This is a genomic window from Bacillus sp. 22446 (genome assembly GCF_052044955.1).
In the GTDB taxonomy this organism is placed as follows: Bacteria; Bacillota; Bacilli; order Bacillales; family Bacillaceae; genus Bacillus; species Bacillus altitudinis.
In genome coordinates this window covers 677,274-695,767 of record NZ_JBQEOD010000001.1, presented here as the reverse complement: position 1 = coordinate 695,767, position 18,494 = coordinate 677,274, and the positions used below count along the sequence as shown (strand labels likewise).

18 protein-coding genes and 2 other annotated features are annotated in these 18,494 nt (G+C 41.6%); of the genes, 13 read left to right on the top strand and 5 right to left on the bottom strand.

All coding sequences use genetic code 11. The annotated features are described in order from the left end of the window. Window positions 1-32 precede the first annotated feature (32 nt). The 4 genes from ACTJJD_RS03700 to ACTJJD_RS03685 all read left to right on the top strand — a co-directional run bounded on the left by ACTJJD_RS03700 (window position 33) and on the right by ACTJJD_RS03685 (window position 4,970). Window positions 33-671 (top strand): TVP38/TMEM64 family protein, encoded by a 639-nt coding sequence (locus ACTJJD_RS03700; protein WP_284725569.1) that lies wholly within the window; start codon window positions 33-35, stop codon window positions 669-671. A gap of 60 nt (window positions 672-731) precedes the next feature. After that, complete coding sequence (gene ytxC / locus ACTJJD_RS03695; protein ID WP_440608115.1) at window positions 732-1,601, top strand: putative sporulation protein YtxC; 870 nt, start codon at window positions 732-734, stop codon at window positions 1,599-1,601. A gap of 43 nt (window positions 1,602-1,644) precedes the next feature. Beyond that, window positions 1,645-1,892 (top strand) — a binding site (T-box leader). Between the two features lie 45 nt (window positions 1,893-1,937). Then, on the top strand, window positions 1,938-3,878 hold the full coding sequence (gene thrS / locus ACTJJD_RS03690) for a threonine--tRNA ligase (RefSeq protein ID WP_007501674.1): 1,941 nt from the start codon (window positions 1,938-1,940) through the stop codon (window positions 3,876-3,878). A 171-nt stretch (window positions 3,879-4,049) separates the two neighbouring features. After that, a complete protein-coding gene (locus ACTJJD_RS03685) occupies window positions 4,050-4,970 on the top strand; it encodes a methyl-accepting chemotaxis protein (RefSeq protein ID WP_135009385.1) in 921 nt (306 codons plus the stop codon). Between the two features lie 55 nt (window positions 4,971-5,025). Here the strand turns inward: ACTJJD_RS03685 and ACTJJD_RS03680 are convergent, their stop codons facing one another. After that, window positions 5,026-5,805, bottom strand: coding sequence for an HAD family hydrolase (locus tag ACTJJD_RS03680; RefSeq protein WP_017358259.1), 780 nt, complete (start codon window positions 5,803-5,805; stop codon window positions 5,026-5,028). A 136-nt stretch (window positions 5,806-5,941) separates the two neighbouring features. Next, window positions 5,942-6,517, bottom strand: coding sequence for a DUF4352 domain-containing protein (locus ACTJJD_RS03675; protein WP_039168866.1), 576 nt, complete (start codon window positions 6,515-6,517; stop codon window positions 5,942-5,944). Between the two features lie 338 nt (window positions 6,518-6,855). Beyond that, window positions 6,856-6,987 (top strand) — a sequence feature (ribosomal protein L20 leader region). 71 nt (window positions 6,988-7,058) lie between these two features. Between ACTJJD_RS03675 and infC the strand changes: the two genes are divergently transcribed. The 4 genes from infC to ACTJJD_RS03655 all read left to right on the top strand — a co-directional run bounded on the left by infC (window position 7,059) and on the right by ACTJJD_RS03655 (window position 8,521). Then, window positions 7,059-7,574, top strand: coding sequence for a translation initiation factor IF-3 (infC, locus tag ACTJJD_RS03670; protein WP_024718649.1), 516 nt, complete (start codon window positions 7,059-7,061; stop codon window positions 7,572-7,574). A 25-nt stretch (window positions 7,575-7,599) separates the two neighbouring features. Next, window positions 7,600-7,800, top strand: coding sequence for a 50S ribosomal protein L35 (gene rpmI / locus ACTJJD_RS03665; RefSeq protein ID WP_003216324.1), 201 nt, complete (start codon window positions 7,600-7,602; stop codon window positions 7,798-7,800). Window positions 7,801-7,831: 31 nt separating this feature from the next. Then, window positions 7,832-8,191 (top strand): 50S ribosomal protein L20, encoded by a 360-nt coding sequence (gene rplT / locus ACTJJD_RS03660; RefSeq protein ID WP_007501659.1) that lies wholly within the window; start codon window positions 7,832-7,834, stop codon window positions 8,189-8,191. A gap of 63 nt (window positions 8,192-8,254) precedes the next feature. Then, the gene (locus ACTJJD_RS03655; RefSeq protein ID WP_008346019.1) at window positions 8,255-8,521 is read left to right on the top strand and encodes a DUF1294 domain-containing protein; all 267 of its coding nucleotides are present in this window, start codon (window positions 8,255-8,257) and stop codon (window positions 8,519-8,521) included. Window positions 8,522-8,538: 17 nt separating this feature from the next. Here ACTJJD_RS03655 and ACTJJD_RS03650 read toward each other — a convergent pair whose 3' ends face one another. Then, complete coding sequence (locus ACTJJD_RS03650; RefSeq protein WP_440608114.1) at window positions 8,539-8,943, bottom strand: sigma-w pathway protein ysdB; 405 nt, start codon at window positions 8,941-8,943, stop codon at window positions 8,539-8,541. 179 nt (window positions 8,944-9,122) lie between these two features. Between ACTJJD_RS03650 and ACTJJD_RS03645 the strand changes: the two genes are divergently transcribed. Further along, window positions 9,123-10,211 (top strand): M42 family metallopeptidase, encoded by a 1,089-nt coding sequence (locus ACTJJD_RS03645; protein ID WP_411230726.1) that lies wholly within the window; start codon window positions 9,123-9,125, stop codon window positions 10,209-10,211. Window positions 10,212-10,560: 349 nt separating this feature from the next. Continuing rightward, entirely contained in the window at window positions 10,561-12,357 is a 1,797-nt protein-coding gene (gene cstA / locus ACTJJD_RS03640) for a carbon starvation protein CstA (RefSeq protein ID WP_268372974.1), read from the top strand. Window positions 12,358-12,402: 45 nt separating this feature from the next. Here cstA and sspI read toward each other — a convergent pair whose 3' ends face one another. Then, the gene (sspI, locus tag ACTJJD_RS03635; RefSeq protein WP_008346010.1) at window positions 12,403-12,624 is read right to left on the bottom strand and encodes a small acid-soluble spore protein SspI; all 222 of its coding nucleotides are present in this window, start codon (window positions 12,622-12,624) and stop codon (window positions 12,403-12,405) included. A 113-nt stretch (window positions 12,625-12,737) separates the two neighbouring features. Here sspI and ACTJJD_RS03630 point away from each other — a divergent pair, with 113 nt between their 5' ends. From ACTJJD_RS03630 to pheT, 3 genes are all read left to right on the top strand, one after another. Then, window positions 12,738-13,481, top strand: a complete 744-nt coding sequence (locus ACTJJD_RS03630; RefSeq protein WP_254000713.1) for a TrmH family RNA methyltransferase — start codon at window positions 12,738-12,740, stop codon at window positions 13,479-13,481. 376 nt (window positions 13,482-13,857) lie between these two features. After that, a complete protein-coding gene (pheS, locus tag ACTJJD_RS03625; protein WP_008346004.1) occupies window positions 13,858-14,892 on the top strand; it encodes a phenylalanine--tRNA ligase subunit alpha in 1,035 nt (344 codons plus the stop codon). 15 nt (window positions 14,893-14,907) lie between these two features. Then, on the top strand, window positions 14,908-17,322 hold the full coding sequence (gene pheT / locus ACTJJD_RS03620; RefSeq protein WP_440608113.1) for a phenylalanine--tRNA ligase subunit beta: 2,415 nt from the start codon (window positions 14,908-14,910) through the stop codon (window positions 17,320-17,322). 246 nt (window positions 17,323-17,568) lie between these two features. On the opposite strand, the gene rnhC is transcribed toward pheT, so the two are convergent. Further along, on the bottom strand, window positions 17,569-18,492 hold the full coding sequence (gene rnhC / locus ACTJJD_RS03615) for a ribonuclease HIII (RefSeq protein ID WP_035391180.1): 924 nt from the start codon (window positions 18,490-18,492) through the stop codon (window positions 17,569-17,571). Between the last annotated feature and the right edge of the window lie 2 nt (window positions 18,493-18,494).

Genomic DNA, 18,494 nt, shown 5'->3' with positions numbered 1-18,494 from the left:
AAAGATAGGTCACGTGAAGGGGAGCGGATAAAATGAATAAAAGAAAATGGCTGCTTTTCCTCGTGATTGGCGTCCTAGCTGCTGTGCTATGGTGGCTCAACAAACAGCATCTTCAACTGTCGCCGAAAGATGTGAAGAATTGGATTCTTCAATTTGGGATGCTAGCTCCCTTTGTCTTTCTTTTCTTATCACTTTTTCGTCCATTTGTGCTTGTCCCTCTCACCGTCTTTTCGCTAGCAGCAGGTTTGGCATTCGGCAGTGTCCTTGGGACCATTTATGCCTTAGCTGGCGCGACAGCAGGTGCAACAGGATCTTTCCTGCTTGCCTCAACCTTCCGTTCAAACAAGCAGGAAACCGAATCAAGCAATCGGAAGCTAAAAGCGGTGACGTCCCGTATTCAAGAGCATGGATTTCTTTATATCCTCTTATTACGCATTGCGCCCATTCACTTTGATTTTGTCAGTTATGCCGCAGCAGCTTCACGTGCGAATTATCGTGCATTTACGGCAGCGACTTTTTTAGGATTAATACCTGGTACTGTGGCGTTAAATGTCCTTGGATCAAGCTTTGTGAGCGGAAATTATGCCGCCTTAGCGATTGTTTGTTTGATTTATTTGATCTTTATCTCAGTGCCACTGATTTTAAAAAGAAAGATGCCTGATTTATTTTAGGCGTCTATTTTTTATGTTCTCCCCATATATATGTAACAGATGTCGTTAGGGGGGACAAACATGCTTGAAATAATCTTTGAAGATGAATATGATACCGCCGCTTTTTTACATCTTGCTGAACACTTGGACAGTCGGCATCACATTTCGATTCAACAAGGGAAAGACCGGCTTCTCATAGAAGCGAAGAAATCAGGAGAAGCCATAGAGCACATTGTGCGGACATTGCTGATTCACTTTTTTTTGGAATGCAAAGAAAATGAACGCATGCGCAGCATCCTTGAAAACACATACTTATTTAAAGATCCAGAAGAGCAACACCAAATTCTTTCAATCGCCCATAGTATCATGAAAGGGGATCTAGATGATATCCCAGGAATTCATCAAGACCCATCGAGGGAGGATCTGTTAAAAAAAGAGCTTGAGACGATTTCTTTACAGAAAGGTGTTTTTTCCATTGGTTCATTTATGACATTTAGGCTCTCAGCGTATGACAGAAGGCTGAAGAACTATGTTGAAGTATCCATCGAAGAATATAAAATGGAACAAGAATATCAAAACTTTATTCAATCCCTTCGAGACTATGTGATGTCAAGAGAACCTAAGCTTGAAAAAGTACATGTTGTGCATCAGGACCGCCTGATGATTTGGGAATTTCGGTACGCTTCTGAGCGTGATCAAAAACAATACATAGACAGACAGTTTGTAAGAGAGCATCCAATGTATATTGATTCGCAGTTGATTGCACCGCTTGTATCCATTGCGCCACAAAAGATTGACCTATTTACAGATGATACAGGTCACTCGATGGTGCAAACCATTCAAAATATTTTTCAAGAAAGAGTTGAGGTATTCCCTCTTCATTCGTTTCAGGAACAGCATGTTCAATTTGTTCCTAGTCATTTGGAAAAGAAAAGTGAAAAGCTTTCTTGATTTTCACGAAAAAACGTTTTATAATACGGTGTAACTTCATACAGAGACCGTATTGATAAGGACATGAACAAATGAACACCCGCTTAAAGAGAGGGAAGCCGTGGCTGAAAGCTTCCTAGCAGAGGACCATTTGCTTTACCACCTTTGAACATCAGCTGTGAACTGTTTAGTAATAGCTGACGGGAATTCCCGTTATTGAACCACAAGCCGTATTTGCTTTTGACAAAGCAAGCTGCAAATACGGGAAAAAGGGTGGAACCACGATTCCGTTTATTCAACCTCGTCCCTTTCCAGGGGGCGGGGTTTTTATATTGCCAAAAAAAGGAGTGACTAGAGATGTCAGAACAAATTCAACTTACATTTCCAGATGGAGCAGTCAAGGAGTTTGACAAAACAGCTACAACAGAAGACATCGCGGCATCAATTAGCCCAGGCCTAAAGAAAAAAGCGCTTGCCGGTAAATTGAACGGCAAAGAAATAGATCTGCGTACGCCGCTGTTAGAAAGTGGAACAATCGAGATCATCACAGATAAGAGTGAAGAAGCGCTCGATATTATGCGCCACAGCACAGCGCATTTGCTTGCACAGGCAATCAAACGCATTTATGGAAAAGAGCATCACGTCCAGTTTGGCGTAGGCCCTGTCATCGAAAATGGCTTTTACTATGATGTCGACATCGATGTAGCGATTACACCTGAAGATTTACCAAAGATTGAAAAAGAAATGAAAAAAATCATTAACAGCAATTTGCCGATTGAGCGCATTGAAGTTTCAAGAGAAGAAGCGAAAGCACGCTTTGAAGCAATTGGCGATGAATTGAAGCTAGAGCTGTTAGAAGCAATCCCAGAAGGCGAAGCCGTCACAATTTATGAGCAAGGTGAATTCTTCGATCTATGCCGCGGTATTCACTTGCCATCTACAGGGAAAATCAAAGAATTCAAGCTATTAAGCCTTGCAGGTGCTTACTGGAGAGGCGACAGTAACAACCAAATGCTACAGCGTATTTACGGAACAGCTTTCTTCAGCAAAGAAGAATTAAACGAGCATTTACGTCTGCTTGAAGAAGCAAAAGAGCGTGATCACCGTAAACTAGGCAAAGAATTGAAACTGTTTGCGAACTCTCAAAAGGTGGGCCAAGGTCTTCCGCTCTGGCTGCCAAAAGGGGCCACAATTCGCCGCGTCATTGAGCGTTATATTGTTGATAAAGAAGTACGCCTTGGTTATGAGCATGTGTATACACCCGTTCTTGCGAGTGTAGAATTGTATAAAACATCAGGCCACTGGGCGCATTATCAAGAAGACATGTTCCCTGTGATGGAAATGGACAATGAAGATCTTGTTCTCCGTCCAATGAACTGCCCGCACCATATGATGATTTATAAAAATGAGCCGCATAGCTATCGTGAACTACCAATTCGGATTGCAGAGCTTGGTACAATGCACCGTTATGAAATGTCAGGTGCTTTATCCGGCCTTCAGCGTGTTCGCGGGATGACATTAAACGATGCCCATATCTTTGTTCGTCCAGATCAAATCAAAGACGAATTCATCCGGACAGTTCGCCTAATTGAAGAAGTGTATCAAGACTTTGGCTTGAATGACTACACATTCCGCTTATCTTATCGTGATCCAGAAGATACTGAGAAGTATTTTGACGATGATGCAATGTGGAATAAAGCACAGTCTATGCTGAAAGATGCAATGGACGAGCTTGGACATGACTACTATGAAGCAGAAGGCGAAGCGGCATTTTATGGTCCGAAGCTTGACGTCCAAGTAAAGACAGCTCTTGGAAAAGAAGAGACTTTGTCTACTGTACAGCTAGACTTCTTACTTCCAGAGCGTTTCGATCTCACATATATCGGAGAAGATGGAAAACACCATCGTCCAGTTGTCATTCATAGAGGAGTTGTGTCCACAATGGAACGCTTCGTTGCCTTCTTAATTGAAGAATACAAAGGAGCTCTTCCAACATGGCTGGCACCTGTACAATTCCAAGTCATCCCGGTTTCACCATCTGTCCATCTAGATTACGCGAAAAAAGTGCAAGAACGTTTGCAGCTTGAAGGACTGCGTGTAGAACTAGACAGTCGTGATGAAAAAATAGGATACAAAATTAGAGAAGCGCAAATGCAAAAGATCCCGTACATGCTGGTTGTCGGTGATCAAGAAGCAGAAAATGGCGCGGTCAATGTAAGAAAATATGGGGAACAAGATTCAGAAACAATGGACCTCGAAGCTTTTGTGAAACATGCAGTCGCAGAAGCAAAAAAATAATGAAGGCGAACGAAACAGTCAGTGATCTCATCTATTGAGGTTGCTGGCTTTTTTCTTATGGAAAAAAATTCTCCACTAGTGATCCATTTGCGCAAATGATACGTTTAGATAGTACGAAAGTATGGGTAAGTATGTACTATTAGAGAGAGGCAAATTGGGGGAATGAAAGCAATGATTCAAACAACAAATACTTTATCAACACAAGTATTAGAGCAATCAGCTGTGCTTCGTGCGCTAGAGCACTCACTGGCGATGATTGAATTTGATGTCACAGGTAAGGTCCTATGGGTCAATGATATTTTTGCAAAAGCCATGAAATATTCAAAGGAAGAAATGATTGGTTTAAAGCATAGACAGTTTTGTCCTCCGCATATTGCAGAAGACGCAAGTTATCAAATGTTTTGGAAGCGTTTGAAGAATGGTCAAGTGTTTCAAGAAAAGGTGCAGCGGATCACGAAGTACGGTGACACCTTATGGCTTGAAGCGACTTATACACCAGTGCTCGATGAAGAGGGGAATGTAGTGGCTGTCGTCAAAGTGGCAACAGATATTACGGAGAGAGAAAACACAATGAAGCAGGTAGTAGAAGACCTAAAGGATATGTCTGCAAAATTAATGGAGCGAGCGGAAATCGGCATCCAGCATAGTCAAAGTGTAAATGCTTCTTTTGAACATATCGCGAATGAAACTGATCAAAACATGAGTTTGCTAGAAGGGTTAACAGAGCAGGTGGAGTCGATCAGCTCAATTGCTACAACGATTAACAGTATCGCTTCCCAAACGCAGCTGCTCGCATTAAATGCGGCCATAGAAGCTGCGCATGCGGGTTCCTATGGAAATGGCTTTAGTGTCGTCGCAGCAGAAATCCGTAAGCTTGCGACAGATTCAAAGGAAGCGATCGTAAAGGTGGATCGTTATGTGAAGGCGATCCATTTAGAAGTTGAAAAGGTCAGCACCGGAACAAGCCGTGCAAAGACAAGCGTTTTTACAAACCGGGATCTTGTCAAGCAAGCAAGCGAAGAATTCATGAATGTAGGAGAAGCAGCACGCGGCTTAGATCGTCAAGCACAAAGTTTAGCAGCAATTGTATAGCCGAAAACGAAAAAACACCCAATCTCGATCAGGAGAAGGGTGTTTTTCCTATGGTTTATTTTAAAATATCAAACAATTCGTGTAAGTCTTTAATTTCATAATCTGGTGTCACATCTGTTTCATTTTTCTTGCCATGACGATTGATCCAAACGGTTTGGATGCCAGCGCGAGAAGCGCCGAGAATATCTGTTTTTGGATTATCTCCTACCATGATGACGTCATCTTTTGTGAGATTTAACAGCTGAAGGCAGTGCTCAAAGATGCCAGGATCAGGCTTTCCTTTTCCGTAATCTCCTGAAATCACAATTTCATTAAAGTAAGGGGCAAGTTCCGGAACACCTGCAAGTTTTTCTTTTTGCAGACTAGGATCTCCATTTGTTAAAAGAAGTAATTCATAGTTGCCCTTCAGGCGCTCTAAAACAGGATACGTTTCTTCATAGACATATGGGCGTTTTCTACGCTCTGCTGCAAAGAAATCTGCTAAGTATTGACCAAATGCTTCATCGTCAATGCCTGCCTCTTTTAAGCCGTTTGTCCATGCGTTTTTGCGATACTCTGGTGCAAGGGCGTTCAGCTTTTGAAAGCCTTCGCTAATCGGCTCACTAAAATTAGACCACAGTCCTTCAAAAGGATTAATGCCAATCATAACAGTATAATCATATGTTTCATAAGAAGAGTACAGCTTTCTTGCTTCTTCACGCACGATCTGTTCAAACGATTCTGGATCAAGTCCATATTTCTTTTCCGCTTCCCTGCATGTTTCCTGAAAAGTGGTATGAATGCTTTTTTCATCCCAAAGCAAAGTATCATCTAAATCGAAAAATACGGCTTTCATGATCTTCTCCCTTGTTATGTATGTAGTTACCCTCAATTGCATGTGACAGGCTCATGTTCATTTTACAATAGAAGTTTTAGAGTTTAAATAGCTTATTTAGTAATAAAAAAAGTGCACAAAAATGTGCACTCTTACATTATTTTGATAAATCAATGGTCTTATACTTACCGCCAGTCCATCCTAGTCCTGATGAGACTTGAAGCGAGAATTTCTTTTCGTTTGGAACTTCAAAAGCAATTTTACCTTTTTTAGATAATTTAGGATTTATTTGTTTTAAGAAGAAACTTGAATCGGTATCATTTACATACATATTATTTGTTGCAAGTGATTTGTATTCTGTGCCGTCTTTGCCAATTAACCTGAACATCTCAGTATCTACCATTCTACCTTTTTTACCTGTATTTTTGACCGTTATTTCAACAATCACAAATTTGCCGTCTGTCGTTACATCACTCATATACTGTTTTTGTAAAGATTTCGCTTCTGTTACGCTGTTTACTTGATAAGTAAAGTCTTCGACTGCTACTTTATCTCCAATTTTATGCGTTTTTTCTTTATTATTTTTCTTTTCGCTACTCGTTACTGCATTTTTAGAACCAGTGTTTGATGTATTATCTTTTTTGTTGCCGCCCCCAGCCATACAAGATACAAAGATAATGATCAAAATGAGAATAATGATACTAAGACACCCAATCTTAAAAAACTTTTTCAAATAAATCCCCTACTTTTCCTTATTTTATTAAATGAATTTGAATACTTCTCCAATGATAAGTCTAAAGGATTATAAAATCAATCATTTTTTTGAAAAAATAGATATAATATCCTTTTTTATATGGAATATGATTTATATTTTTGTTTATTTTGTGTATACAACTTGATTTATATCGGTGTGTTAATGAAATATTGAAGGAATTGAAGAGACTTTATTTTCTTTTTAAATAAGTCTTGCCCAAAACGTTTCGTCATGCTAAAATGAAAAAGTTGTTTCAAGAGTTCGGTTACTTGACGGACAAATGAAAATTGTGTAGAATAGTTAACGAATTGAATAGATATCACAAGCAGAAGCACCCGCTTCTCACCTGATTGACACATGTTTGTAGTTGACAGGTTGACCGTACATTTATTTTTTCATGCAAATGTTCGCAGTGTGGGTGTTTTATATGCCCACACTTTTTGTTTGCCTGTAAAACATACAACGAAATGGTCAAAATGAATTGTGAACTCAATTCAAAATCTCATGGAGGTGGCTCACTATTAGCAAAGATCAATTAGTTAATGAAGGTATTCGTGCGCGTGAAGTTCGTTTGATCGGACAAAATGGCGATCAGCTGGGGATTAAAACCCGCCAGGAAGCTCTGGAAATTGCTACGAAAGCCAATCTTGACCTTGTGTTAGTTGCTGCAAATGCAAAACCACCTGTTTGCCGAATCATGGACTACGGTAAGTTCCGATTCGAACAACAGAAGAAGGAAAAAGAGGCACGTAAGAATCAAAAAATCATTAGCTTAAAAGAAGTTCGGTTGAGCCCGACAATCGATGAACATGATTTTAACACGAAGCTCCGTAATGCAATCAAATTCCTTGAAAAGGGAGATAAAGTGAAAGCTTCTATCCGCTTTAAAGGCCGTGCGATTACGCATAAAGAAATCGGACAGCGCGTGTTAGACCGTTTCTCTGAAGCTTGCGCTGAAGTAGCAACAGTAGAAACAAAACCTAAGATGGACGGACGCAGCATGTTCCTCATGCTTGCACCAAAAGTCGAAAAGTAAAAGTAACAGAGGGAGGAAACATCCAATGCCAAAAATGAAAACTCACCGCGGATCTGCTAAACGTTTCAAAAAAACAGGTTCTGGTAAACTTAAACGTTCTCATGCGTACACAAGTCACTTGTTCGCTAACAAATCTACAAAGCAAAAACGTAAATTGCGTAAGAGCGCAATCGTAAGTGCTGGAGATTTCAAACGTATCAAACAACAACTTGCAAACATCAAGTAATCTGGAATAGGAATCATAGGAGGGAATTACAATGCCAAGAGTAAAAGGCGGAACTGTGTCGCGTCAGCGTCGTAAAAAGGTTCTTAAATTAGCAAAAGGTTATTTCGGTTCAAAACATAGATTATATAAAGTAGCAAACCAACAGGTGATGAAATCTGGAAACTACGCTTTCCGTGACCGTCGTCAGAAAAAACGTGACTTCCGTAAACTATGGATCACTCGTATCAATGCTGCAGCTCGTATGAACGGTCTTTCTTACAGCCGTTTAATGCATGGCTTAAAGCTTTCTGGTATCGAAGTAAACCGCAAAATGCTTGCTGATCTTGCTGTGAATGACCTAAACGCATTCAACCAGCTTGCTGATGCTGCAAAAGCACAACTAGACAAGTAAGTCATATAAAAGATCATTCCGCCAAGGAGTGATCTTTTTTTCTCATCATGTGAGGTGAAATCAATGAATATCGCTCTGATCGTGCTGCTCATCTTGGTCAATGTCTATGGGTTTTGTCTCATGGGAGAGGATAAACGCCGGGCGAAAGCACACAAATGGAGAATATCAGAAGCGCACTTATGGAGTGCCGCAGTACTTTTTGGTGCTGCTGGGTCATTTCTTGGCATGCAGTATTTCCGTCATAAAACAAAGCATCCTGCCTTTCAAATGGGTATGCCTGCTTTAATTGTTGTCCAATTGGTGATATTGGTCTATCTCAATCTCATCTGAAAAGGGAGCAGACGCCGTTAAGTCGGCGTGTCTGCTCCCTTTTTATGTTTGATTTTTTTGATGGGCTGATCCCAATCAATTTTTGTTTGAGGATACCGTTCAATGATGTTTTCCTCAAGTTTTTCAAAGTCTTCTAATGTGAATTCATTTAGCTTCTCAGGTGACTCCGTCCAAACGTAAATGGAGTGGACAAACAGAGGATGATCCTTAGAAGGAACATGCTTCTCCCCTTCAAACAAGACACCTTTATAGACGAAATTAAAATTTTTGCGGGCATTTTGCTGTTCGTCCATAAAATAAAAGCCTTCTTTTAATTGTGCTTGTTTCAGCTTTCTTCTCGGGTTTGAGAAGAATTTTACCGCCATGTAGAAAATATAGACAAGCAATGCAACAAGAGCAAGTCTAATGAGGATGACAAACATGACAGGATGCACCTCCAATACCGTTATCTGATGTACTACGAATGAGAAAGACAAAAGGTTTCAACTTTTTTTAAAAAAATATTTCGATTTACGAAAAAATATTCATAAAAAGATCGTATTGAACGAAAGAGGTTTTGTATAATAAGAATGCACCATGAAGAAAAAGGAGGATACACATAATGACAAAACTAGATCAAACATTAACTATGCTGAAAGACCTAACGGATGCAAAAGGGATTCCAGGAAATGAACGTGATGTAAAAAAAGTCATGCAGTCATACATAGAAACATATGCGGATGAAGTCTCTACAGACCGCCTTGGCAGCTTAATTGCTAAGAAGGAAGGAAATGCAAATGGGCCTAAAGTGATGCTTGCTGGTCACTTAGATGAAGTAGGATTCATGGTGACAAAAATCGATGACAAAGGCTATATTCGTTTTCAAACGGTCGGTGGCTGGTGGTCACAAGTTATGCTGGCGCAGCGTGTCACCATTGTGACGAAAAAAGGAGACATTACAGGTGTGATTGGTTCTAAACCGCCACATGTCTTATCACCAGAAGCACGAAAGAAATCAACCGAAATCACAGATATGTTCATTGATATTGGGGCTTCGAGCAAAGAACAGGCAATGGAATGGGGCGTCCTCCCTGGAGATCAAATCGTACCTTACTTTGAGTTTACGGTAATGAATGACGAAAAAATGCTTCTTGCAAAAGCCTGGGACAACCGTATCGGCTGTGCAGTAGCTATTGATGTCATGAAGAATTTAAAGGATACTCAGCATGAAAATATTGCATACAGTGTAGCAACTGTCCAAGAGGAAGTTGGCTTACGCGGAGCTAAAACAGCTGCAGCTACAATCCAGCCTGATATTGGATTTGCTATTGATGTTGGAGTAGCAGGTGATACACCAGGTATTACTGAAAAAGAAGCAACAAGCAAACTTGGCAAAGGACCAACGATTGTTGTATTCGACGCTTCCATGGTTTCTCATAAAGGGCTTCGCGATTTTGTTGTCCAAACTGCAGATGAATTAAACATTCCTTATCAATATGATTCCATGCCAGGTGGAGGAACAGATGCTGGAGGTATTCACTTAACAGGTCATGGTGTTCCATCACTATCCATCGGGATTCCAAGCAGATATATTCATACCCATGCAGCCATGATTCATCGAGATGATTATGAAAATGCGGTGAAGCTTTTAACAGAAGTCATCAAAAGACTTGATCAAAAAACGGTCGAACAAATTACGTACGGTTCTTAATGATGAAACCTTTCCTCAGTATGGGGAAAGGTTTTTTAATTGCGTTGAATTTCCCAGGAAATGAACTTTGGAATGTAAGTTGTGTCAAAAGAACTGTTTTCAGTAAATGAAGTGATATTTTTCTAGTGAGGAAGGCACATGTGATCCATCTTGTATTTATGTAAGATGAAATCAATAAAAAGGACAGAGCTAATTGAGGCTCTGTCAAAAGAGAGTTTATGGAAGTAGGTGAAGCTTATTTTAGATTAAATCAATTATTCCTATTTGTCAACTTGGTTTTAAAAGAAAGAAAAATCACTCAATTTATGTTATATTTGTAACAAATTGTTTATACAAAGGGGATGGTTAAATGAATGCGGTTTCAATTGTGATAGGATCGATGTGTATTTTAGCGATTGCCTATCGCCTCTATGGCACGTTTATGATGGTGAAGGTACTAAAGGTCACAGATGATCATCCTACACCGGCTCATGCACTCGAGGATGGGAAAGATTATGTGCCAACAAACAAATGGGTCACATTTGGGCATCACTTTGCTGCAATTGCCGCTGCCGGTCCATTAGTTGGTCCGATTTTAGCCGCACAATTTGGGTATTTACCTGGTCTCCTTTGGCTCTTAATTGGAGCGGTGATTGGCGGAGCTGTTCATGATCTTGTGGTCTTGTTTGCTTCGATGCGAAAAAAGGGGAAATCACTATCCGAGGTAGCGAAAGAGGAGCTCGGTCCTGTGGCAGGATTTTGCACAGGGCTCGCCATGTTATTTATTATTACAATTACAATGGCAGGACTGTCCATGGTTGTGCTTCATGCTTTAGAACGAAATCCTTGGGGAACCTTTGCAGTTGGTATTACCATTCCAATAGCGATGGGAGTCGGCCTTTATTATAAAAAGACTGGCAATTTAAAGCTGGCGACATCTGCGGGATTCATATTACTGATGTTGGGGGTATTCCTTGGACCGAATATTCAAGGAACAGCACTTGGAGATTTGTTAACACTTGATACAAAAACGCTTGCCCTTGCCCTGCCAATCTATGCTTTTTTTGCTGCGGCCCTGCCGGTTTGGCTGCTTTTGGCACCAAGAGACTATTTAAGCAGTTTTATGAAAATTGGTGTTTTCATTGCGCTCATTGCGGGAATCTTTGTGGTTAATCCATCCATCCAATTTCCGGCGTTTACGGAGTTTGTAAATGGAGGAGGGCCTGTCTTAGCTGGACCTGTATGGCCTTTTATTTCGATTACCATTGCTTGTGGTGCGATTTCTGGTTTTCATGCATTTGTTGGCTCTGGCACAACGCCAAAAATGCTAGATCGTTGGAGTGATATGAAGCCGGTGGCGTTTGGCGCGATGCTCGTAGAATGTTTAGTGGGAATCATGGCGTTAATTGCCGCTACTGCGCTTCATCCGGGAGATTATTTTGCAATTAATAGTACACCTGAAGTGTTCCGTACGCTTGGTATGAGTGTCGAGAATCTTCCTCAACTAAGCAAAGAAATCGGTCTTGACTTAGAAGGAAGAACAGGTGGAGCTGTTACATTAGCTGTAGGGATGGCGTACATCTTTACGGGTATTCCGTTCTTTAGTCATTTGGCCTCTTATTTCTTCCAATTCGTGATTATGTTTGAAGCCGTCTTTATTTTAACGGCGATTGACGCAGGAACCCGTGTCGCACGATATTTGATCCAAGACTTCTTTGGAGAAGCATATAAACCGCTGAAACGAAATGACTGGGTACCAGGGTCAGTCTTTGCAAGTGCACTTGCTTGTTTTATGTGGGGATACTTGCTTTACTCTGGAGACATTGGATCCATTTGGGCACTCTTTGGCGTGTCAAACCAGCTAATGGCCTCGGTCGGATTAATCATTGGAGCGACGGTTGTGTTGAAAATTGCGGATAAAAGGCGGTATATGTTGACTTGTTTAATTCCACTTGCTTACTTATATGTGACGGTGAATTATGCGGGTTATTGGATGGTTGCGAATGTCTATCTCAATCCTGAAGCATCTGGCTACAGTGTACTGAATGCCGTGCTTTCGATGATTATGCTGATTTTAGGTTTTGTCATTATCGTGTTCGCTATTAAAAAATGGATCGAGATTTGGCGCGATCCAGCTCTTCGAATGGAGACGCCAATCACTGGCTAAATAAACAAAGCCGGCTTGCTCATAGATAAGCAAACCGGCTTCTTGTTATTGCTGATGCTCAGGCTTTAAGCCCTGCTCTAATGTTTCAAGAATTTCATTTTTTTCATCCTCTGATGCCTCTTGCCATAACACCTCAAATAAAACGCCAAGCCCTGGCAGCATTTTTTCCTCGCCACTTTGAATCGCATCTAAAATCGTATGCTCAAGCTGCTCTTGATTATGGCCAGTGATGTTTTGAATCACTGCGCCTCTTAAATTAAAATCCATTGCCCACACTCCTTTTTTGATGGTGATAGTCCTATTCTGTCTCAAAGACAGGTTTATTATGTAGTGTGCTTGAGATATAATAAATTCATGATATTTAAAGGAGTTAAAGTCGCTTGAAATATATAGAATCAGCTAAAAACGCACACATTAAACAATGGAAAAAGCTCCATACAAAAAAAGAACGAACGAAAACAGGGCTATTCCTTGTTGAAGGAAAACACTTAGTAGAAGAAGCATTAAAAAGCGGGGTTGTGAAAGAGTTAATGGTCGCAACGCCTGATATGCTCCCTGCTGACATCGAGCCTGACATTGAGTTGTATGAATTAAGTGAAGAGGCTTTTACTGCGATGACGGAAACGGAAACACCTCAGCAAATCGCAGCGGTTTGTACAATTCCTGTATTTGAGGAGAAAAAGTATGAACGAATGCTTCTGTTAGATGCAGTGCAGGATCCGGGGAATTTAGGCACACTTATTCGGACAGCAGATGCAGCGGGTCTTGATGCTGTGGTCCTAGGGGATGGAACCGTTGATGCGTTTAACGGAAAAACGCTCCGTTCAGCACAAGGGTCTCATTTTCACCTGCCTATCTTCAAACAAACACTACAACAGACAATTCCAGCATTAAAGGCGCAAGGTATACCCGTATATGGGAGTGCTTTAAAAGATGCGAAAGAGTATAGACACATAGCATCAGAAGGTCCATTTGCGTTAATTATGGGCAACGAGGGAGCAGGTATTGATCCAGAGATTCTTCAAATGACAGATCAAAATTTATATGTTCCGATGTACGGACAAGCGGAATCATTAAATGTGGCTGTGGCAGCAGCGGTTCTTGTCTATCATTTGCGCGGATAGTGTTGCAACACGTCCTATTTTTCACTATAATGAAACTAATATTTTAAAAACCATGATAGAGGAAGATTGTTTCACGGAGCGTCCTAATAGGGAGAATGCATCGTAGACTGAAAGTGCATTTAAGGAATGCTGAAACAGGAATTCACCTCTGGAGTTGTCACCGGGACCGCAGATTTTGCGTAAAGGTGGACCGGATTCGTTTGATTCCGTTATGTCAATGAAGCTTATTCGCACATATATTTGTGCTTAACAAGGGTGGTACCGCGACCACAACTCGTCCCTTCTTTTTTGGAGGGGCGGGTTTTTTTATTGTCTTCAAACAATCAAACACCCGTTTATTCAGACGGTTTTGTATATTAAAAGGAGGATAACACTCATGCAAGAAACGTTAAAACAGCTTGAAACAGAAGCGATAGCGAAGGTAGAAGCAGCCAGCTCGCTAAAAGAAGTCAATGATATTCGTGTTCAATATTTAGGGAAAAAAGGTCCGATTACAGAAGTGCTGCGCGGAATGGGCAAGCTTTCCGCTGAAGAAAGACCAAAAATGGGCGCACTTGCAAATGAAGTGAGAGAGCAGATTGCTGGTGCCATTGCTGAAAAAAATGAGCAGCTAGAAGCAGAAGAAGTGAAAAAGAAACTGGCTTCTCAAACCATTGATGTCACATTACCAGCAAGTCCGATCAAAATCGGGGCAAGACATCCATTAACGATTGTCGTAGAAGATATTGAAGATTTATTTATCGGAATGGGCTATACCGTTGAAGAGGGCCCTGAGGTGGAAACAGATTACTATAACTTTGAAGCGCTCAATCTTCCAAAAGAACATCCGGCGCGTGATATGCAGGACAGCTTCTATATTACTGAAGACACACTCATGAGAACACAAACATCACCCGTTCAAGCACGTACACTTGAGAAATATAAAGGCCAAGGTCCTGTGAAGATCATCTGTCCTGGTAAGGTATATAGACGTGATAGCGATGATGCCACTCACTCGCATCAATTCATGCAGATTGAAGGACTTGTGGTAGATCACAATATTAGCATGAGTGACCTCAAAGGAACGCTTGAGACAGTCGCAAGAAAAATGTTTGGGGAAGATCGTGAAATTAGACTGCGCCCAAGCTTTTTCCCATTCACAGAACCTTCCGTTGAAGTTGATGTGTCATGCTTTAAATGCGGCGGGAAAGGCTGTTCCGTATGTAAAGGAACAGGCTGGATTGAAATTTTAGGTGCAGGAATGGTTCACCCGAATGTATTAAAAATGAGCGGATTTGATCCAGATACTTACCAAGGCTTTGCTTTTGGAATGGGTGTTGAACGTATTGCGATGCTGAAATACGGCATAGATGACATTCGTCATTTCTACACAAATGATATTAGATTCACGAAGCAATTTAAGCAGGACTAAGAGGAGGAAATCAACATGTTTGTTTCATATAAATGGTTAGAGGACTATGTCGATTTAGAAGGCATTCAGCCGGATGAATTAGCAGAGAAAATCACAAGAAGCGGAATTGAAGTGGAAGCCGTTGAGTATAAAGGCGAAGGCATCAAAGGTGTTGTCGTTGGACACGTCATTGAACGTGAACAGCATCCGAATGCGGATAAATTAAACAAATGTCTTGTTGATATCGGCGAAGACGCACCGGTGCAAATTATATGCGGGGCTCCAAATGTGGATAAAGGACAGCATGTGGCCGTCGCAACGGTTGGTGCAGTCCTTCCCGGAAACTTTAAAATTAAAAAAGCCAAACTGCGCGGTGAAGAGTCTCATGGCATGATTTGTTCTCTGCAAGAATTAGGCGTAGAGAGTAAGCTCGTACCAAAAGAATATGCAGAAGGCATCTTTGTTTTCCCGAATGACGTAAAACCAGGAGATGATGCCCTTCAAGCGCTTCAATTAGATGACGCGGTACTTGAACTTGGCTTAACACCAAACCGTGCCGATGCCCTTAATATGCTAGGTGTCGCTTATGAGGTTGCCGCCATTTTAGGGAGAGACATCAAGCTTCCTGATACAGCGCATGACACTTCTTCTGAAAAAGCAGCAGACTATATTTCTGTTAAAATTGAGGATCAAGAAGCGAATCCACTTTATGCAGCGAAGATCATTAAAAATGTAAAGATTGGACCAGCACCACTTTGGATGCAAACAAGATTGATGAATGCAGGTATCCGCCCAATTAACAACGTCGTGGATATTACGAATTTTGTCTTACTTGAATACGGTCAACCTCTACATGCCTTTGATTATGACCGGTTTGGTTCAAAGCAGGTGGTTGTACGTAAAGCGGCTGAAAATGAAATGATTCAAACTCTGGATGAACAAGAACGTACATTGTCTTCGAAGCATCTTGTCATTACAAATGGCACAAAAGCGCATGCTGTTGCAGGCGTCATGGGCGGTTTTGAATCAGAGGTGCGTGATGAGACGACAACGATTCTTTTAGAAGCGGCATATTTCAACGGTCAAACCGTCCGTCAAGCATCTAGAGACTTAGGGCTTCGCAGTGAATCAAGCACACGATTTGAAAAAGGGCTAGATCCGCAGCGGACGAAATCAGCAGCCGAAAGAGCAGCGCAATTGATCAGCACCTATGCAGGCGGCGAAGTGCTAAGTGGTACAGTTGAGGAAAACCACCTTGAAACAAGTATGAATGTCATCCACGTATCAACTGAGCGTGTGAACAAGGTGCTTGGCATGAGCATTTCAAAAGAAGATATGATTCAGATTTTCAACAAACTAGGCTTTACTGTGGGCGAATCAAATGATGTGCTTGTCGTAACGGTTCCTTCCCGTAGAATGGATATTACGATTGAAGAGGACCTCATTGAAGAAGTTGCGAGATTATACGGCTACGACAATATTCCATCTACACTGCCTGCGACAGCTGGTACCGTTGGCGGTCTCACGCCATACCAAGTGAAGCGCAGAAAGGTGAGACGTTTCTTAGAGGGCGCAGGGCTTTCTCAAGCGATTACGTATTCATTAACGAATCAGCATAAGTCCACAGCCTTTGCTCTAAATCCAGCTTATCAAACAAGACTTTCCCTGCCAATGAGTGAGGAACGCAGTGTGCTGAGACAAAGCCTTCTGCCAAACTTACTTGATTCTGTTGCATATAACTTAGCAAGACAAGCTGATTCTTTTGCCTTTTATGAAACGGGTTCTGTGTTCTTAGCGGGAACGGAAGGCGCAAAACCGGAGGAGAAAGAACATGTCGCTGGTGCGCTGACAGGCTTATGGCATAAAAATCTTTGGCAGGGCGAGAAAAAAGCTGTCGATTTTTATGTAGCGAAGGGTATTGCAGAAGGGCTGTTTGAAAAGCTTGGTGTATCAGAAGAGATCACGTATGTTCAAGCAGAGCGTGAGGGCCTTCACCCAGGACGTACAGCCGATGTTCATTTAAATGGAAAAGTGATTGGCTTTGTAGCTGCACTTCATCCAGTAGTGGAAAAGGAATTAGATTTAAAAGAAACGTATGTATTTGAATTTGATTTAACAGATGTAATGACGTCTGAAGCAGAGGATATGAAATATACGGCAATTCCGAGATTCCCAGCAGTGACAAGAGACATCGCACTTGTCGTCGATCAGCATATTTCAAGCGGACAGCTGGAGCAAGTCATTTATGAAGCTGGCGGCCAATTGCTCACAGACCTTTCCGTCTTTGATGTGTATGAGGGTGAGCATATGGAAGAAGGCAAGAAATCTGTTGCATTCTCTCTGCAATATTTAAACCCAGAACAAACGTTGACCGAGGAAGAAGTCACGGCTGTTCATACAAACGTATTGAAAGCATTAGAAGATACGTATCAAGCCGTCTTGCGCGGATAATCAAAAGAGCTATCGCTTTATGGGCGATAGCTCTTAGCGTGTAGACAAACCCTCGCATTCGTTGTCAGTCCTGCGCGCTGGTACTCACGAATGTCAAATTCGCTCTGTGCCAGTGCTCGTCCTTCCTAGGGCTGCAAAGGTTTTCTATCACGCTGAAAAGAAGACAAAGGGCTAAAATCAAGTTCATTTTAGCCCTTTGTCAACAATCTGAGAGCTATCACCTTATGGGCGATAGCTCTTTTTTAATTATAACCATTTTTTCGCTTTTTGGGTGTTGGCAAAATGAAGTTTTGTAAATTGGCGTAAAGCCTCTTCGCCGTGCTGTTTCATCAGCTTTGCTGCCGCTTTGTCAACATGCGGACCGGCTCCTTTTGGAATGTCAAAGCCCGCTGCTTTTGATAATTTATCCATTTCAATTAAAAAAGCATACCTTGCAATAATAGAAGCTGCAGCAACCGATAAGTGGATGCCTTCTGCTTTCGTACTAAAATATGTACGCTCCCGAATGATCTTTTTCCCCGCAAGGTGCCTGAAATAAATGCCTGGTTCGGCAAATTGGTCAATGAGAATGGCTTCTGGTTTCTTGCCATCCAGTTTTTCAAGTACGGAGGTGATGACTTGGTTATGAAGCAGTGCCTTCATTTTCCCTTGGCTCATGCCCTTTTCCTGCATCGCATTGTATTTTTCATTCCGAAGCACGAGAAGGCTGAACGGGATGGTTTTGATCAAGTCTTTGGCAATGTTGATAATCTGCGGATCTTTTAGTCCTTTTGAGTCTTTCACCCCGAGCTCTTTCATGAGAGCAAGCTGACTGGAATCAACATAAGCCGCACAGACCGTAATGGGTCCAAAATAATCGCCAGTACCGACCTCATCTGAGCCAATAACCGACATGGAAGCGATGCCGGGTGGTGGGCTGTACTGTGTGATGGATGGTGTTTTTTTGCTTTTTGTTTCAGCTGCTTGTAAATGGTTGAACTGACTTGCTTCAGCTTCTGCCTTTTGTCCTTGGAACAGTACTTTTCCAGATTTGTAGGCTGTAATCGTACAGCCGGGAACCTTTGCTTGAAAAAGAGCGCCTGGTGGCAAAGTGTCAGTTAAATGCTGAGCGTACACGCTCTTCATTTTTTTCATGTCTTCTGATGTTGCTTTTAAGACGGATTGGGGCACAG

Coding starts and splice junctions, on each gene's coding strand:
- rplT (WP_007501659.1), top strand. CDS start 7,832: ATGCCAAGAGTAAAAGGCGGAACTGTGTCGCGTCAGCGTCGTAAAAAG.
- cstA (WP_268372974.1), top strand. CDS start 10,561: ATGAATGCGGTTTCAATTGTGATAGGATCGATGTGTATTTTAGCGATT.
- ACTJJD_RS03700 (WP_284725569.1), top strand. CDS start 33: ATGAATAAAAGAAAATGGCTGCTTTTCCTCGTGATTGGCGTCCTAGCT.
- ACTJJD_RS03655 (WP_008346019.1), top strand. CDS start 8,255: ATGAATATCGCTCTGATCGTGCTGCTCATCTTGGTCAATGTCTATGGG.
- ACTJJD_RS03645 (WP_411230726.1), top strand. CDS start 9,123: ATGACAAAACTAGATCAAACATTAACTATGCTGAAAGACCTAACGGAT.
- ACTJJD_RS03650 (WP_440608114.1), bottom strand. CDS start 8,943: ATGTTTGTCATCCTCATTAGACTTGCTCTTGTTGCATTGCTTGTCTAT.
- rpmI (WP_003216324.1), top strand. CDS start 7,600: ATGCCAAAAATGAAAACTCACCGCGGATCTGCTAAACGTTTCAAAAAA.
- ACTJJD_RS03680 (WP_017358259.1), bottom strand. CDS start 5,805: ATGAAAGCCGTATTTTTCGATTTAGATGATACTTTGCTTTGGGATGAA.
- thrS (WP_007501674.1), top strand. CDS start 1,938: ATGTCAGAACAAATTCAACTTACATTTCCAGATGGAGCAGTCAAGGAG.
- ACTJJD_RS03685 (WP_135009385.1), top strand. CDS start 4,050: ATGATTCAAACAACAAATACTTTATCAACACAAGTATTAGAGCAATCA.
- sspI (WP_008346010.1), bottom strand. CDS start 12,624: ATGGATTTTAATTTAAGAGGCGCAGTGATTCAAAACATCACTGGCCAT.
- ytxC (WP_440608115.1), top strand. CDS start 732: ATGCTTGAAATAATCTTTGAAGATGAATATGATACCGCCGCTTTTTTA.
- pheS (WP_008346004.1), top strand. CDS start 13,858: ATGCAAGAAACGTTAAAACAGCTTGAAACAGAAGCGATAGCGAAGGTA.
- pheT (WP_440608113.1), top strand. CDS start 14,908: ATGTTTGTTTCATATAAATGGTTAGAGGACTATGTCGATTTAGAAGGC.